The organism is Paenibacillus sp. FSL P4-0127 (assembly GCF_038007325.1).
GTDB classification, from domain to species: Bacteria; Bacillota; Bacilli; order Paenibacillales; family Paenibacillaceae; genus Fontibacillus; species Fontibacillus macerans.
Window position 1 is genome coordinate 856,817 of record NZ_JBBOWY010000001.1, and the last position, 15,062, is coordinate 871,878.

Annotated in this window: 13 protein-coding genes; 7 read left to right on the forward strand and 6 right to left on the reverse strand. The window is 47.0% G+C overall.

What is annotated here, in order from left to right; all coding sequences use genetic code 11:
- Positions 1–7: 7 nt before the first annotated feature.
- Both NYE74_RS03735 and NYE74_RS03740 read left to right on the forward strand, forming a co-directional pair.
- Entirely contained in the window at positions 8–679 is a 672-nt protein-coding gene (locus NYE74_RS03735; RefSeq protein WP_036618302.1) for an amino acid ABC transporter permease, read from the forward strand.
- Positions 680–693: 14 nt separating this feature from the next.
- Positions 694–1,431: an amino acid ABC transporter ATP-binding protein gene (locus NYE74_RS03740; protein ID WP_036618303.1), complete on the forward strand. Its 738-nt coding sequence runs from the start codon at positions 694–696 to the stop codon at positions 1,429–1,431.
- A gap of 298 nt (positions 1,432–1,729) precedes the next feature.
- Here NYE74_RS03740 and NYE74_RS03745 read toward each other — a convergent pair whose 3' ends face one another.
- Both NYE74_RS03745 and NYE74_RS03750 read right to left on the reverse strand, forming a co-directional pair.
- Positions 1,730–2,455 carry a hypothetical protein gene (locus NYE74_RS03745; protein WP_124332253.1) on the reverse strand — a complete coding sequence of 242 codons (726 nt, stop codon included), beginning with the start codon at positions 2,453–2,455 and terminating at the stop codon, positions 1,730–1,732.
- A gap of 609 nt (positions 2,456–3,064) precedes the next feature.
- A complete protein-coding gene (locus tag NYE74_RS03750) occupies positions 3,065–3,259 on the reverse strand; it encodes a hypothetical protein (protein WP_124332254.1) in 195 nt (64 codons plus the stop codon).
- Between the two features lie 142 nt (positions 3,260–3,401).
- On the opposite strand from NYE74_RS03750, the gene NYE74_RS03755 reads away from it, so the two are divergent.
- Complete coding sequence (locus NYE74_RS03755; protein ID WP_227872791.1) at positions 3,402–3,788, forward strand: hypothetical protein; 387 nt, start codon at positions 3,402–3,404, stop codon at positions 3,786–3,788.
- 106 nt (positions 3,789–3,894) lie between these two features.
- Here NYE74_RS03755 and NYE74_RS03760 read toward each other — a convergent pair whose 3' ends face one another.
- The gene (locus NYE74_RS03760) at positions 3,895–4,860 is read right to left on the reverse strand and encodes an Rpn family recombination-promoting nuclease/putative transposase (RefSeq protein WP_051985155.1); all 966 of its coding nucleotides are present in this window, start codon (positions 4,858–4,860) and stop codon (positions 3,895–3,897) included.
- Between the two features lie 396 nt (positions 4,861–5,256).
- Between NYE74_RS03760 and NYE74_RS03765 the strand changes: the two genes are divergently transcribed.
- The 3 genes from NYE74_RS03765 (at position 5,257) to NYE74_RS03775 (ending at position 8,742) form a co-directional block, all read left to right on the forward strand.
- Positions 5,257–6,606, forward strand: a complete 1,350-nt coding sequence (locus tag NYE74_RS03765) for a helix-turn-helix domain-containing protein (RefSeq protein ID WP_306308141.1) — start codon at positions 5,257–5,259, stop codon at positions 6,604–6,606.
- 168 nt (positions 6,607–6,774) lie between these two features.
- Entirely contained in the window at positions 6,775–8,157 is a 1,383-nt protein-coding gene (locus NYE74_RS03770; RefSeq protein WP_036618309.1) for a helix-turn-helix domain-containing protein, read from the forward strand.
- A gap of 465 nt (positions 8,158–8,622) precedes the next feature.
- A complete protein-coding gene (locus NYE74_RS03775) occupies positions 8,623–8,742 on the forward strand; it encodes an aspartyl-phosphate phosphatase Spo0E family protein (RefSeq protein WP_230876949.1) in 120 nt (39 codons plus the stop codon).
- Between the two features lie 70 nt (positions 8,743–8,812).
- Here NYE74_RS03775 and NYE74_RS03780 read toward each other — a convergent pair whose 3' ends face one another.
- Together NYE74_RS03780 and NYE74_RS03785 are read right to left on the reverse strand one after the other, a co-directional pair.
- Complete coding sequence (locus NYE74_RS03780; RefSeq protein ID WP_124332255.1) at positions 8,813–9,202, reverse strand: GGDEF domain-containing protein; 390 nt, start codon at positions 9,200–9,202, stop codon at positions 8,813–8,815.
- A 64-nt stretch (positions 9,203–9,266) separates the two neighbouring features.
- Positions 9,267–10,661, reverse strand: coding sequence for a family 4 glycosyl hydrolase (locus NYE74_RS03785; protein ID WP_124332256.1), 1,395 nt, complete (start codon positions 10,659–10,661; stop codon positions 9,267–9,269).
- Positions 10,662–10,815: 154 nt separating this feature from the next.
- Between NYE74_RS03785 and NYE74_RS03790 the strand changes: the two genes are divergently transcribed.
- Complete coding sequence (locus tag NYE74_RS03790) at positions 10,816–11,682, forward strand: AraC family transcriptional regulator (RefSeq protein ID WP_036618316.1); 867 nt, start codon at positions 10,816–10,818, stop codon at positions 11,680–11,682.
- A gap of 1,403 nt (positions 11,683–13,085) precedes the next feature.
- Here the strand turns inward: NYE74_RS03790 and NYE74_RS03795 are convergent.
- Complete coding sequence (locus tag NYE74_RS03795) at positions 13,086–14,423, reverse strand: 6-phospho-beta-glucosidase (RefSeq protein ID WP_124332257.1); 1,338 nt, start codon at positions 14,421–14,423, stop codon at positions 13,086–13,088.
- Between the last annotated feature and the right edge of the window lie 639 nt (positions 14,424–15,062).

A 15,062-nucleotide genomic window follows, 5' to 3' on the forward strand; every position in this document is an offset into this window, starting at 1 on the left:
ATTCGATATGAATTTTGATCCTTCTTATATTCTAGTGGCGATGGCGGGTGCGATGAAGTACATCCCGATTGCCTTGCTTATGGCCGTTGTAGCGATGGTTATCGCCGTGGTGGTCGGGCTAGTGCTGGCTTTCCTGCGGAACAGCTCCAACCGGGGGCTAAGGGGGCTGGCCAGCGTATATATTTCGTTTTTTCGCTCCATCCCGATGCTGGTACAGTTGTTCCTGATCTACTACGGATTGCCGCAGTTGTTTCCCTTTTTTACGAAAATGGATGCGGTCACCGCAGCGATTATCGGGCTCGGGATCAAGCAGGCCGCTTTCCTTGCGGAAATCTTTCGCGCCGCGCTTCTGTCGGTGGACAAAGGGCAGATGGAGGCTTGTTTAACCGGAGGAATGACGAAGGCGCAGGCGTACTGGCGCATCATCTTGCCCCAGGCGGCGCGCAATGCCCTTCCGGGTACAGGCAACGTTTTTATCTCGCTGCTCAAAGAAACCTCGCTTGCCTTCACTTTGGGGGTTGTGGAAATCTTTGCGGAAGCGAAAATGCAAGCGGCGGAATCGTTCCGGTTCTTTGAGGCTTACTTGGCCGTGGCCTTGATTTACTGGGCGATGATTATCGTGTACACTTATTTGCAGCAGCTGCTGGAAAAATACTTGGAGCGTCCATACCGGACGTAAAGGTTGAATGGGATATGATTAGAGTCACGAATTTAACCAAAAGCTTTAAAGGCCTGGAGGTCCTTAAAGGCATCGATCTTGAACTCAAAGACGGGGAAGTACTCTCGATTATCGGCCCTTCCGGGTCGGGGAAATCGACGCTGATCCGCTGTTTGAACTTTCTGGAGAAGCCGGACACCGGGATCATTGAAATCGGAAACGCCAAGCTGGACGCGGAAAACTGCACGCGTAAGGAAATTCAGCAGTTGCGTTCGCAAACCGCCATGGTCTTCCAAAACTATAATTTGTACAAAAATAAAACGGCATTGCAAAATGTGACGGAATCTTTGATCGTTGTGAAAAAAATGCCGAAAAAGGATGCGGACGAGCTTGGCATGCAGCTGCTGAAGCAAGTCGGGCTGGACCACAAGAAGGACAACTATCCCGCGACGCTGTCGGGCGGCCAGCAGCAGCGCGTCAGCATCGCTCGTGCGCTGGCCATGCGCCCGCACGCCATTTTGTTCGACGAACCGACCTCATCGCTCGATCCGGAGCTGGTAGCCGAAGTGCTGCAGGTTATCAAATCGATCGCGGAGTTGGATACGACCATGATCATCGTGACGCACGAAATGGCATTTGCCCGCGAGGTATCGGACCAAGTCGTGTTTGTTGCTGACGGCAACATCGTTGAACAGGGCCCGCCCGATCAATTTTTCAACCATCCGCAGAAAGATCGGACGAAGCAGTTTCTTAAAAACTTTTCAAATGGATAGAACAGGTTGATTTAACTGGAGACCGGATCCCGGAGGGGGGGCGGTTTCTTTTTTTGACAGAAATCCTTTTCCGTTAGAGGTCGTGCTTCTTTCAACATCTGGCTCGATGTCATATAGGGGGAAATCTCTAAAAAATCCGTCAGACGAGTTTGGGTTGCGTTAAACGGTGATTTTCTTTTATTGAAAAATATGAGTAAAGTCTTGCTGGTGAGTTTTTTCTGTTGTGAAGCCCACTAACCTATATGGTCAGTGGGCTTAATTGTAAGAAAAAGGAGAGGTATTTTATTAGGGATGTATATTATCTACCAAAGGTAATATTGTAGCCAGCACTAGTAATAGCATATCTATTAATACTGTCGCTACCAAGGGTAAATCCAAAAAACTTAAGATTTACATTAAAGGCCTCTTTGGATGTCGTCTTAAATACTACAGTTCCAGTAGTTGTCATCTTGTTAGTCGGGAATTTATTAGTTGATCCCGTAGGAACAGTAGTGGCGTGTGGAGATTCTAACTCGAAATTCCCGGTTCCTGGAACAGGAGACCAGTAAGTATCCTCTACAGAATTAATTTGTCCAAAAGATCCGTCCTGCCAGCATGTATAAACTGTGTAAAGATTCGCGCCTGCAAAATGTAGCCCATTATAACCTTGATCATAATATGTTCTGTATGTAGTTCTTGTAGTGTATGTGCCGGTTCCAAGGGGAGTTACTTCACCATGTAATTTATTTGGGGCCTCTTTGTATTCAACAATTTCCCCGTAAGCCGAAACAGTTTTTCCCGACGACTTTTCTACAACTGTCACTTTAACACTATTTTCACTTTCTTCCCTCAGAAAATTGTATAAGTCTGGACTGTAGGGAGTTTCAACTGTAAGGCCATCTAATTTTAATTTGTAAACAGATTTTTCTGTCCTTTCAACATCAGTAGCTGAATTGTTAACACTTTGTGCCGATACTCCTGTTAGAGAACTCATAAGAAGAATAACAGCAAAGCTTAGTGAAAAAAATAACTTATGATTCCACATAAAAACATTCCTTCTATATTTTAGTGTAATTACTATTATAATATAACATATAATCCTTATTATTGTAAATGAGAAACTTTTATGCTATTCTTGTAAACATACAATAAAGAAGAAAAGAGTTGATAAATTGGATAATTCTGAAGGGGATTATAAGCAACAATTAATCAATGTAGCCAATCAAGTAAGTAGTGTCGGTTCATCGGTTAGTAGTGGGTCCTATCAAATATCAAATAGTATTAAAGAATTAGAGTCTAGTCTTGGGGTTACCAACCTTCTATTGTTTATTTTAATAATATCTATTGGGTTGAATACTTTTATGAAATGGAAGAGCACTAAAAAGAATTGAAAATTTGAAATCAGGCTAGCAACGTTAGGCTTAGTTTGTCAAATCCCTCGTAGGTAATGGTATCGGTTGATACGTAAGCGGATAGTAAGCGATTAAACAACTGGTCTTCAAAATATCGGCGATGGATACGAAAGAACAACGCTCGATGTCTTTGACATTCGGGTTACAACGGTTAGCTTGTGGGTAATTGCCGTAGCAGCAGTAAGGCTATACATAACAGGTAACGTTGTTCCGTTTTTTTCTGAATTTCCTTGGATTTTACCTCACGTTAAGAGTACATCTAAGTCGAGGGGAAGAATTCGTCCTTCAAATCGTTTGGTTAAATCCTGATCGACCCAGGCTTGAAGCCGCTCGCTCCAAGCTTTATCGCTTAATTCATTGATTCCTTTTTGTAATTCTCCAAATGCTACTACACTCAAAAATAAACTTTCCTTGTTATGCTCACGAATCAAATGCATTACGTCTATGCTCATGAGTAAATTTAATGAAATTTCATTGAAAGAACACATTGTATGATCTTTCAGGCAAGCCCATATGAGGAAAAATGTACAAGCTGGATAGGCGGAAGAGCGCCCTTATTCTTTGATAATAAGATTGATTATGGAAAAACAACATTTATCCGAATTGTTCAATACAAGTATTGATCATCCCATGACCTCAGAAAGCACTAGAGATATCTTCACTCACTCTGAGCTCATAAAACATTCAATTAGTGGAGGGGAGATAATTGCTGATAAGAAATCAATGGAACAATCCTTTTTGATTAAAATCGGAGGGACTTCGAAGCTAATTCAAGATGAGGACTATTATTTTACTAAGTTAACAGAAGATTCATTTGAATTTATGCTCCAAGTAGATGAAGATGGTTACACAATGGACTTAGTTGAGGGAAATTTGCCTTTTAATTTTGGAGCAATATATGTATTCGCTAACATATTAAACAAGGAGATACGAAATCCCGTTGCGGAATTTTGGCAGTTCTCATAAGGGGGGAGCTGATTTAAAATCAAGCTTTAGAAATAGGTACTCCCCCCCTCATCACAAAAGAGGTCTCGAAGTTTCCATGTAAGATTGTGGGAGTATTATCTTTTATTTAGTTCGTCTTATATAGCTTGCTTGTTTTCTTCAGTTTCGCCACCTGCTCTGCGGACAGCCCCGTAACTTTGGCCACCAGCGATGCCTCTATTCCCTCACGAAGCATATTGAGCGCTGTCTTCTCGATGCCTTGCTCAATCCCTTTTTCCAAGCCTTTCTCCAAACCTTTCTCGTACCCCAAACGACTCCATGCGGGCATCAGTTCCATAAGGGACTCACCTTCCTCCGGGTATTGTTCTTTCAACTCTTCGAGCAACCGCTTGTCCTCTTCGGGATCGGCATTGAAATACTGATCGGCCACCGACATGATCAGGGCCATTCGCGCATCATCCAACTTTCCTTGCAGCCTTAAAATCATCCGTAAATACGCCAGGCGTATTTCTCGCTTTTCTCCCTTAGTATAGCCCATTTTCGCCAGCAGCGCAGCAGCCACCGGATTACCGGAATCGATAAATTGCCGCCAGGGTTGCTTTCGCATCTCCACCTTCATAAATTCAAAGCGCAAAATCGGCTGCTGAGGAGTGCTCATCTCCAGCGTATTTTTCTCTTCCCTGACCTCGTCCGCCGTAAAGACGGCAATGGGAATAATGAGTTTATACTCCTTCCGATGCCGCTCAAACAAACGGCTGAAGTAGATGAACATCCGCTCATGAAAGTCGTTTTCCCGGTAGGATTGCGGTTCGATGTGAATCAGTATGTACGCATCCAACTCCAAATATCTCGTCTCCAGCAGCAGATCCAGCGTCCGCTTCTCCTCGCCAACGATATCCACAAGTAGTTCCTGCATCAAAAAGCGAGTATGCCGATGATCGAGCAGCTTGTCCAGCTCAGGAAAGAACAATTCAATGAACTCCGCAAAAAAGGTCTGCAGCAGTTTCTTGAACGCTTCGTCATGCGGAGTGAATGGCCTGCCTTCCGGCCATTTCGCTTTCTCTTCTTTTACCGCCAGTTCATAAGCACTCATAAATAATCCCTTCCTCTCCCATAATGCGGCAATTTTCAACAAAAAAAGCACACCCGCTACAACGCCCCTTGGGCGCTGGCAAGTGTGCTTCACTTTTCGTTCGTTTTTTATATGTAAACTATATCATCGATCAGCATGGAGAAGCAATGTTATGTTTACTGAAACAATTCCGCGTTTAAAGACGACTGCTCAATGATTCCTAAGATTTTTCGTCTTTGATTGGCTCTAATGCTTTTGAGATTTTTTTTTGTTAGGCTTCTCAGTTAGCCAGGGATTAATAGCAACCCAATCATGCACATTTCTTCCTTATTGCTCCATAATGCAGCTAACCGTATTATAAAATTAGTATATCGATTGTCTCGGTTTATTGAGGAAGGAGGGGCTCGCTTGAAATCTGTGGCTGCGATTCGCACGCAATTGGAGGAATATTTGAAAAGCAACCGGATGACGCTGAATCAGTTTTCCGGAAAAACGCAGATTAACTCCGGAACGTTAAGCGGGATTATCAACGGCCATCGGCCCATTGCCATGCAGCAGTTGGACCGGATCACGGCGGGGATGGGATTGCCCGAAGGTTTTTTCTATGAGGCGTATATTGAGGAATGCTTTTTTCATGCTGCGCCGGATTGGCGCAGGCTGGGCCCCTTTTTAAAGCGGTGCGCCGAGCTGAACAAGCTGGAATGTATTGAGCGAATGGTTCGGTTATTGATGGACAACCTCTCCTATATACCATTGCTTTTTGACTTGGCCGAACAGTTTTTTCATGAAGGCAAGCGGGAGGCGGCCGTACTATTATACGAAGCGGTCGCGGAGGGTGAACGGATGCAGCACTCCGAGCGGCTGGCGCTCTGCCGGTATCGTTTATTTACACTGGGTTTGTCCAAGGACCAAAACAAGAACTTATTGCTGGCCGCCCAATTTGAACCTTATGTGGATCGGCTGGATGAACCTTATCAGTTGGATGGGTTAAATGATTTACTCAATGTGTTTCTTTCATTGCGCAGATGGAATAAGGTCAAAGAACTGGCGGAAAAATTAAAAGTAAGGGCAACTATTTATTATGAGATGAATGGTGGTAAAAAGCCGACGGAAACCAAAAAACAGATTATTTTTTATGTTTTATATGCCTATTTAGAATTAGGTGACGCACTTTTCAATTTAGAAGACTATGAAAATGCGCTGCAATATGTTCCCCTGTATATGGACTGCGATTGGGTAAAAAATCCTAGCGAAGAAGAAATGGTCGTGATTCGTCAGTTTCAGGAATGGGCCGAGGGTAACCGTTACTTGTATCAATTAATGTCGGGGAAAGTTGAGGTTCTGCCGGATTACGAGAAGTATATATCTACCCGGGAAAACGAAGTTTTTACCGCTCTATGCGAAATTGTTATTGCGGCTAACCGGTATGGTTTTAATATCGATTTTATACTTGAGAAGTACAAGTCTTATTTAACTTACCAGGAACAGCGCTACCGCCTCGGGAAGATTTGTGAGCAAAATACTAATGATAAGTACTTGAATTTATTAATTGGTTTGGGAGAGTATTATTTAAGGAAAAGTGACTTAGGGCGGGGATTTAGGTTTGTTTTAGATAGTTTGGCGTACGCTGTTGATACCCGTAGTGGACACGGAATGCTAAAAAGTGTGGAATTGTTTGGACAATATCGAAGTTATGCCTCTGACGAAGTGAACCGGGAGTACAAACGGTTATATGAGAAAATGAATTTTACGGAAATCAGCGTATAAAAGTTAGATTACCTTGATCGGTTCCGCACCGTCGAGGTTTTCTTTTTTTAGAAAAAGTTAATTTTGTAACATTTTTTTCCTTTTCCTTATTGACCGATGTTATATTAGTCTATACTATTAGTCATATATGGTTGTTTATTCCATTATTGTGTAAAAGGAGGTGTTCGCTTGAAAGCGGCAACGACGATTCGCTCCCAGTTGGAGGCTTATTTAAAAAACAAGAGTATCACGCTCAATCAATTCTCCGAACTTACGCAGATCAATTCCGGAACGTTAAGCGGCATTATCAATGGGCATCGGCCCATTGCCATGCAGCAGCTTGACCGGATTACGGCAGGGATGGGACTGCCCGAAGGACATTTTTATGAGTTGTATATTGATGAATGCTTTTTTCAGGCCGCGCCGGACTGGCGCAGGTTGGGACCATTTCTGCAGCGGTGCGCCGAGCTGAATAAGCTCGACTGTATTGAGCAATCGGTTCGGTTAATGATGGATAACCTTGCTTACATACCGTTGTTGTTTAACTTGGCCGAGCAGTTTTTTCACGAGAACAAATGGAAAGCGGCTGCCATACTTTATGAATCAATCGCGGAAAGTGAGCAGAAGCAGCATTCCGAGCGGCTGGCGCTTTGCCAATACCGGTTGTTTACGTTGGGGTTGTCCAAGGATCAGAATCGAAATTTGTTGCTGGCTTTGCAATTTGAACATTTTGTGGATCGGCTCGACGAACCTTATCAACTGGATGCAATTAAAGATTTGATCAATGTGTTTGCCACGGTCAATCGGCGGGATAAGGTTAAAGAATTGGCCGAAAAACTAAAGGTAATGGCAACTATTCACTATGAGTTAAACGGCAACAAAAAGCCGAAGGAAACGAAAAAACCGATTATTTTTTATATCATGTACTCTTATTTGGAATTAGGAGATACATATTTTCATTTAAAAGAATATGAGAATGCCTTATATTATGTCTCCTTGTATACGGATTGTAGTTGGGTGAAGGAACCAAATGAAGACGAACTGGTCGTGATTCACCAGTTTCAGGAATGTGCTGAGGGGAATCGTTACCTGTATCAATTAATGTCCGGCAAAGTAGAAATTCTTCCTGAATATTTAGAGTATATTTCCACAAGAGAAAACGAAGTATTCGTTGCCTTAAGTGAGATCGTAACTGCGGCAAACAAGTTCGACATGAATATTGATTTCGTGCTTGAACAATATGGGTCTCATTTAAAGTATAGCGAACAACATAATCGTCTTGGAAAGATCATGGAGCAAGTTACAGACGATTGCTATCTAAATCTATTAGCAGGTTTAGGCGAGTACTATTTAAAGAAAGGCGATTTTCAACAAGGGTTGGCGTATGTTCTCGATTGTTTTGCATTCGCTATTGAAATTCGCAGCGGTTACGGTATTCTTAAATGTATCGGCTTCTTTGAACAACACCGGAATTTTGCAAATGAAGCAGCGAACCAAAGGTATAAAAATTTAATCGGCGAGGTGCAAAAACTTAATGAGAAGAAAATTGGCTTTATGGGTAGCTTTATGTAGCTTGGTGGCGGTTACAATTCTTCCAGGTTCAAATCTAATTTCTATTGAAAAACAGCCAACTCCTGTATTGACTATAAATGGTCACGGGCACGGAATGTAATTACATAACCTAAAAAGCGTTCCTGGATTATTGATCCAGGGGACGCTTTTTTTAATCCTATGGAAGCTGAACCAATTGTAATCGCAAAAAGAACTCCAACTTGGCTTATTCAACTGCAAAAGTGCATTCCACCTTCTTTAAAAATCGGCTTTTGCATTTCGTGGATTGCTAAAAAATTCCGGATCGATGCTCTCTCACTCCCTCCTCCCTCTGTAAGAAAGTTCCACTGCTGACAAAATAGCCACACCCTGGGTTTAACATCATACATTAGAATGATGGCGGTAGGAGGAAAATCGTTGATGGAAAGCCCCGAAAAATTAAAAATAAGGATTGAATTAGCCCGAAAGAGGCTTGTCCAATTAGAGATGATCTACGGGCTTGGTCACGCTCTGGTCCTGAAACAATCCGTGCGGTTGGACGAGCTCATTAATCAGTACTACAGGTTCAGCATTATGGTTTCCACAAAGAAAAGAGCCGATGTATAAACCAATGGGCTCAGGACGCAGAAAGCAGTAACTTAGGAACGGAATTCAAGCTTTGATGCAAGGTTATCCGTTATGACATGGCCACAGGATGCAGGCTGACCGCATTCCGGCCGTTTCGTTTAGATTCGTAAAGGGCGGTGTCGGCATCCCGGAGCAGCGACTCGAGCGTATCGTGAGCCCCTGCATATTGGGCGGCGCCGAAGCTTGCGGTTATCGGGACTAGCTCGCCTGCAGTATCGAACGGTTTTTCCTCCAAAGCAGTTCGGAGCTGTTCCGCGACTTCCCCGGCTTCCCGGATGGAAGCTGCTGGCAGGCCGATTACAAATTCCTCACCGCCATACCTGGCAAACAAGGCCCCCGACCGAAAAATAGTCCTGTACACTGCGGTGATATACCTTAGGGCTTTGTCCCCGGCTTCATGGCGACAAAGCCTAATATATACGTTGATTGGGGCACCCATTGGTTATTGTTCTCCATAACTCGGGAGCCACGGGCACCCCTATTTTACGATTTATGAGCGATCATCAAGCCTTCATGTACGTTTCCAACAGCCAATCCGGCAAATAAGCCTTGGTGTTGTTCAGCATGGTCACGAAAAGCTCCTCCGCTTGCGCCGGCGTCAGGGCGGAGAGCAGGGGATCGTTCATAAACGCCCGCAGCGCCAGCTCACGGTCTTGGTTCAGCGAGGCTTTGACCAGCGCTTCCTGGTTGTAAACGTGGCGGATGACCAGGTTGTTGATATCGTCCGGCAGGCTGCCGGCCAATACCGGCTGCACGCTGTCCGCGCTGAACACGGCGTTAGTCTCGACGACGGCGCCGATCGGCAGCGAGGCCACCTGGCCGCGATTGGGCAGATTGACGTTGGTGACCATCGGGCCGCCGGCCCCGGTCAAACTGCGCAGCATGGCGATGCCCTCTTCGCCGCTGTTTTTCAGCGTAAACGTTTCTTCGCCGGAGACGAGGCGACGGCTGCGGTCCATCAGCTTTTTCTGGTTGTCGATCCGCCAGGAGACGGGGGTTAGCCCGAACTTCCAGCTTTTGACGTGTTCGGGATCGCGCAAGTACCAGGTGTTTGGCAGGAATTCGGCGAGATGGCGGTCCCCGGCGGCGGCGATCAGGCCAAACCGCAGGAACAGATCGAAATGGATCCGGTTGGCGGAGGCGAAGCTGTTGTTGATCCAGTGGTCTTTATCGGCGTGGCCGCTGAACCCTTCCTCGGCGTATTTTACAGCAAATTCACGATAAAGCGGGAACAGGTCGGCGCCCCGGTAAAAAGCGCGGTCGAGCCAGGTGAAGTGGTTGATGCCGAGCACGTTCACCTGAATGTCCTGGCGCCGGACATCGGTGATCCCTTGCATATCCTTGAGCATTTCGGCGAGCAGCGACTGCGTGCCGAACACCTCATGACAGCAGCCGAACGCTTTGATGCCCGGGAACACTTCGTACAGCGTACGGGTCAGCACGCTCATCGGGTTGGTGTAGTTGATGACCCAGGCGCGCGGCGCGTGGTCGCGGATGGCGGCGGCGATCTCGGCGTACATCGGGACGCTGCGCAGCGCGCGGATGGCGCCGCCCGGACCGACGGTGTCGCCGACGGACTGATACACGCCATATGCTTCAGGCGCATGAACGTCCGATTGCATCTCGGCGAACGTGCCGGGCAAAATCGAGATGATGACGAAATCGGCTCCTTTCAGCGCCTCCGGCAGCGTCTTCACCGCTTGGTAACGCCAGCGGCCGACGGCCTCGGGATGCTCCTGCAGCCGGTTGCCGATTTGCTCGTTGGCTTTGGCGGCAGCCAAGTTGATATCGTACAAAGCGACGGCCCCCGAAAGCGCCGGCTCTAAAGCCAGGTCGCTCATCAACCCCCAAGCCCAGCCGCGCGAGCCGCCCCCGATATAAGCGATTTTCAAATCCATCGATTTATTCACTCCTTCGTGTCGTGTTACAATTACGATAGAGCAAAATGAGAGCGATTACAGCACGATTATTGCTGAATTGATCGGCGGATTCTACATTTTTTGCTGAAATGGACCAGGGAAGTAAATCCATCTGCGGCAGGGGGGAACCGGGATGAATATGGAAGGGCAGCTCGCGCCCATCGCGCGGCATTTCACGATCGAGGCGGCCAAGCAGCCGGGCCGGTTTACCATGGATGGGGAGCATTTTCACGATGCCTGGGAAATCTACTATTTGGTGTCCGGGGAGCGCTGCTATTTTATCAAAAATCAAACATATCATATCCGCGGCGGCGACGTGGTGCTGATCCCGCTGGATGTGCTGCACAAAACATCGCCTTCCGGCAAGCTGTCGCAGCCCCATGAGCGGATTCTGATCAATTTTCGCACGGAGGCGTTCGCCGGTCATCTGCCGGGCAGGAAAGAGGACTTTGAGCGTTTGTTCAATGACTTTCCGGTGATGCGGTTAAGCGCGGATGAGCAAAACTTTGTGCAGCCTCTGCTCGCCCGGATGCTTGCCGAGCAGAGCGGGAGGGGGACCGGGTACGAGGATTATTGCCGGCTTCTTTTGTCACAACTGCTGCTAACCCTGGTACGCTTGGCGGAGAACCGCCCAGTTGATCATGGGGAAGCGGAGGCGGGGAAGCGGCCTTACCGGGAAGTCACCGAGGTGGCCAAGTACATCACCGCCCATTACGAAGAAAACCTCAGCCTAAGCGGGCTTGCCGGCCGATTCCACCTCAGCGCGTATTACCTCAGCCACATTTTTCCCCGGGTGACAGGAATGACGCTGGTCGCTTACATCAACCGCGTCCGAATCGAGCAGGCCTGCCGGCTGCTGCGGGAGACGGAGCTGCCGGTGACGGAAATCGCCTACCGCATCGGCTACCAAAGCGGAACGCATTTCGGCCGCGTGTTCAAAAAGGCGAAAGGCGTCTCGCCGCAGGGGTATCGAAGGGAGCAGGGGATGTTGGGGGGATAGGGCGGGGGATCACGTGGGAAGGAGCTCCCTTATTTAACTGAGCCATGCAAAAAGCACCCCGAAGCAGGATCCCAACCTAGAAGGCAGCGCTTGATAGTTAAGCCGGTAACCGATCGTGGCAAGAAATACCGGCAGGTCAATATCCACTGTCCGGACGCTTTGCATGATTATCCCGTTTGATCCGGAAGCAGAGAAAAAGATAAATTCAGGAGAAGAAAATAGGTTTGGGAGCAGCAGACATGCTCGAGATCGTTAGACAAGTTTGTGAGAAGGAGGTCTAGGAGAAGTGAAGCAGACCTGACGGGAGGAACGGGGCAAGACACCGGGAAAAACGAAAGTACCGTGATCAACCCCCACCCTCAACCCCCGGAACAAAAGGGATAATCGTGCAAAGCAGTATGCAGGGATACCAAGACACGAACACTATAGACAGCCACCCCAGAGCCAAAGTCATAATTTATTTTGTCAAGCACACTGATCTCGGTGTTGAGCCATTAATTTCCTCTATTTTTCTCAAATGGACGGATATCGTCGGAATAACGCCATTTATTGTCCTTATGTTTTTCGCAGGAGTGGGGCTGATAAGATTAATTGTATTTTTTGCTTGAGTTAAATATTAATACGAGTATCAAGGAATAAAGAAAAGCAATGATTGGCGAAATGGTTACAGCCTGTAAGTAAGTTAAAACATGGAATAATGGGGCTAAAAAGATAACTATAAAGATAACTATAAAGATGATGGTCATTGTTACTCTTATAAACAAATACTTCTTTACGTTATAGACAAAAAAGAACTGAAAAGAAATCACGAAATAGAATAGAGAGATTAAAAAGTAGTTCGTTATTTCGAGCGGACTCATACCGGAAATCATAAAAATAATTAAAAAGGGGATTAAGTAAAAGCAAAAATGGGATATTGAAAATAAAAAGTTATGCATTCCATTTTTACTTTTACTGTAGATGTAATGTAAGGAGAGCCCAGTGATAAGTCCAGGTGTGAGAAATATATAAGATAAATCCGATCTGGTTATAGCGCCAAATTGATGATAATCATATAGGACAGAGAGACCTATTATTAGAGAAGCAATAAAATAGATAATTATTAATTTTAATTGAAGCCGATACATTGGAAGCACTCCCAATAAACATAGTTTTGAGTCTGACTCCCCAAAAACAGGGAAGCCAGACTCATCTTCATGTTATTATTCACTCACCTTGCGGTACTACAGTGATAATTGGCAAATCAGGGTTTTGCCAGTTTTTATTCTGCATTATTATTATTCCATTTCCATTCTTAGCGGCAAGATTAATAACTCGTTCATAGGTAGCAAGACAAATTCTTGTTAGTAGTATATTTGCCTTCTAATACATCTTTATTGATGTCTTTTAAATAGCGGATTAGTTTAGTTAACGTCTTTCGCTGCGGCCGCTTCCTTCGGGAAAAAGCTCGGCAGGAACTCCTTGTTCGCCTCCAGCATTTCATCCAGCATGCGGATGGCCGCCTCGACGGACGGCACCAGCGGGTGATGGGCCAACGCCTGGAGGGCTAGGCTGCGGTCGCCGGTGACGGCGGCGTCGATGGCCAGCTGCTCGTAGGTTTTGACCGCGTGGATCAGCCCTTTGGCCATCGGCGGGATTTTGGTCAGCGGGAGCGGGAGCGGGCCGTTTCGGGTCACGACGCAGTTGACCTCGATGCAGGCGTCGTCCGGCAGAAAGTCCAGGATGCCGCGATTGGCCACGTTGAGCGTTTGGATATCGTTTGTGCCATTGTAGAGCGAGCGCATCAGATTGACCGCCGCCTCCGAGTAGAACGCGCCGCCCCGCTGCTCAAGCTGCTTCGGCTTCTCCTTCAGATCGGGATCGTTGTAGAGCTCGAACAGCTCTTCTTCAACGCGCTTCACAACCTCGGCGCGGTTTTGCCCTTGTTTCAGGGATTCCAGCTGCTCCTCCAGCATCGCGTCGGTCATGTAAAAATATTTCAAATAATAAGAGGGCAGGGCGCGCAGGGATTGCAGAAATTCCGGATTCCATTCCCGGGGCGGCACGTTTTGCGCGCTGTAGCCGGCCGTGTCGGCCAGCATGTCATCCAGCTTGTCTTCGCCGTTCACATCGATCCGCGACACCCAATGCAGGTGGTTCAAGCCGACGAATTCGGCATACACCCGGTCCGCAGCTACGCCGTATTTGGCCGATACCTGCTTGATCAGGCCGATCGGGGCATTGCAGAGACCGATACTCTTCACCTTGGAATACTTGTGAATCGCTTGGGTCACCATGCCTGCCGGGTTGGTGAAGTTGAGCAGCCACGCGTCCGGCGCCAGCTCCTCGATATCCCGGCACACGTCCAGCAGCACCGGAATCGTGCGCAGCGCCTTCATCATGCCGCCGGGACCGGTCGTCTCCTGGCCGATCACGCCGTATTTCGGCGGAATCGATTCATCGCGCGCCCGGGCGTCCAGCATGCCGACGCGCATCTGCGTGCTGACGAAATCGGCGCCTTCGATCGCCGCCCGGCGGTCGGTCGTCAGGTGTACTTCGATCGGCAGTCCCGACTTCTCGACCATTCGTTGGGCCAGATTGCCGACAATGTTCAGCTTGCGCAGGCCGGGCTCGATGTCGACGAGCCACAGCTCGCGTACCGGCAGCCCCCCGTAATGCAGGATGAAGCCTTCGACGAGCTCCGGCGTATACGAAGAGCCGCCGCCGATGACGGCGATTTTCAAGCCTTGCTCCGTTGCCAAGATCCATCACTCCTGTCGATATTATAAGTTCAATTTAATAAAAAGCAGACCCTATCGACCTTATTTGGCCTTTACAGGGATATTAGGGAATATTTAGGCACATTCGGGCATGATTTGGTCGTTATCGGGCAAATAAACACTAGCGTTGCATTAATTCTGACAAGATACACAAGTTACACAAGGCACACCTCTAACCCCAACTATTCTAACGGTTGCCATAACCGCTATGCGGTCAAAAAACGTTGATTTCAAATTGTAACGGTTGCCATAGCGCTTATTTCACTGAACCCCGGCTATTTTTGTCTAGATTAAGGTAATTAACGGCGTTCACAACCGTTAGAAGCTTGAAAGGGGTTTTTTTCGGAAAATAGCCACTGCTACAATCGTTAGATCTACTGCAAGCTCAATTTTAATTTGAACACCTAAGCCTTTGTGCGGGAAAACTGAAATGTATCAAGGCAACAAGTTGTCTTGTGCATGAGCTTGAGTTTATGCAACGCCAGTGGCAAATAAGGCGCTTCCGGTCCGTTAAGGGCGCTCCTGTCCCCTCAGCCAGCATAATCAGCCAGCACAAGATGAAGTCCCTGTCTCCATGGCCAGCCGACCGTAAAGCACTGTTATTTAAGTTGAGCCATAATA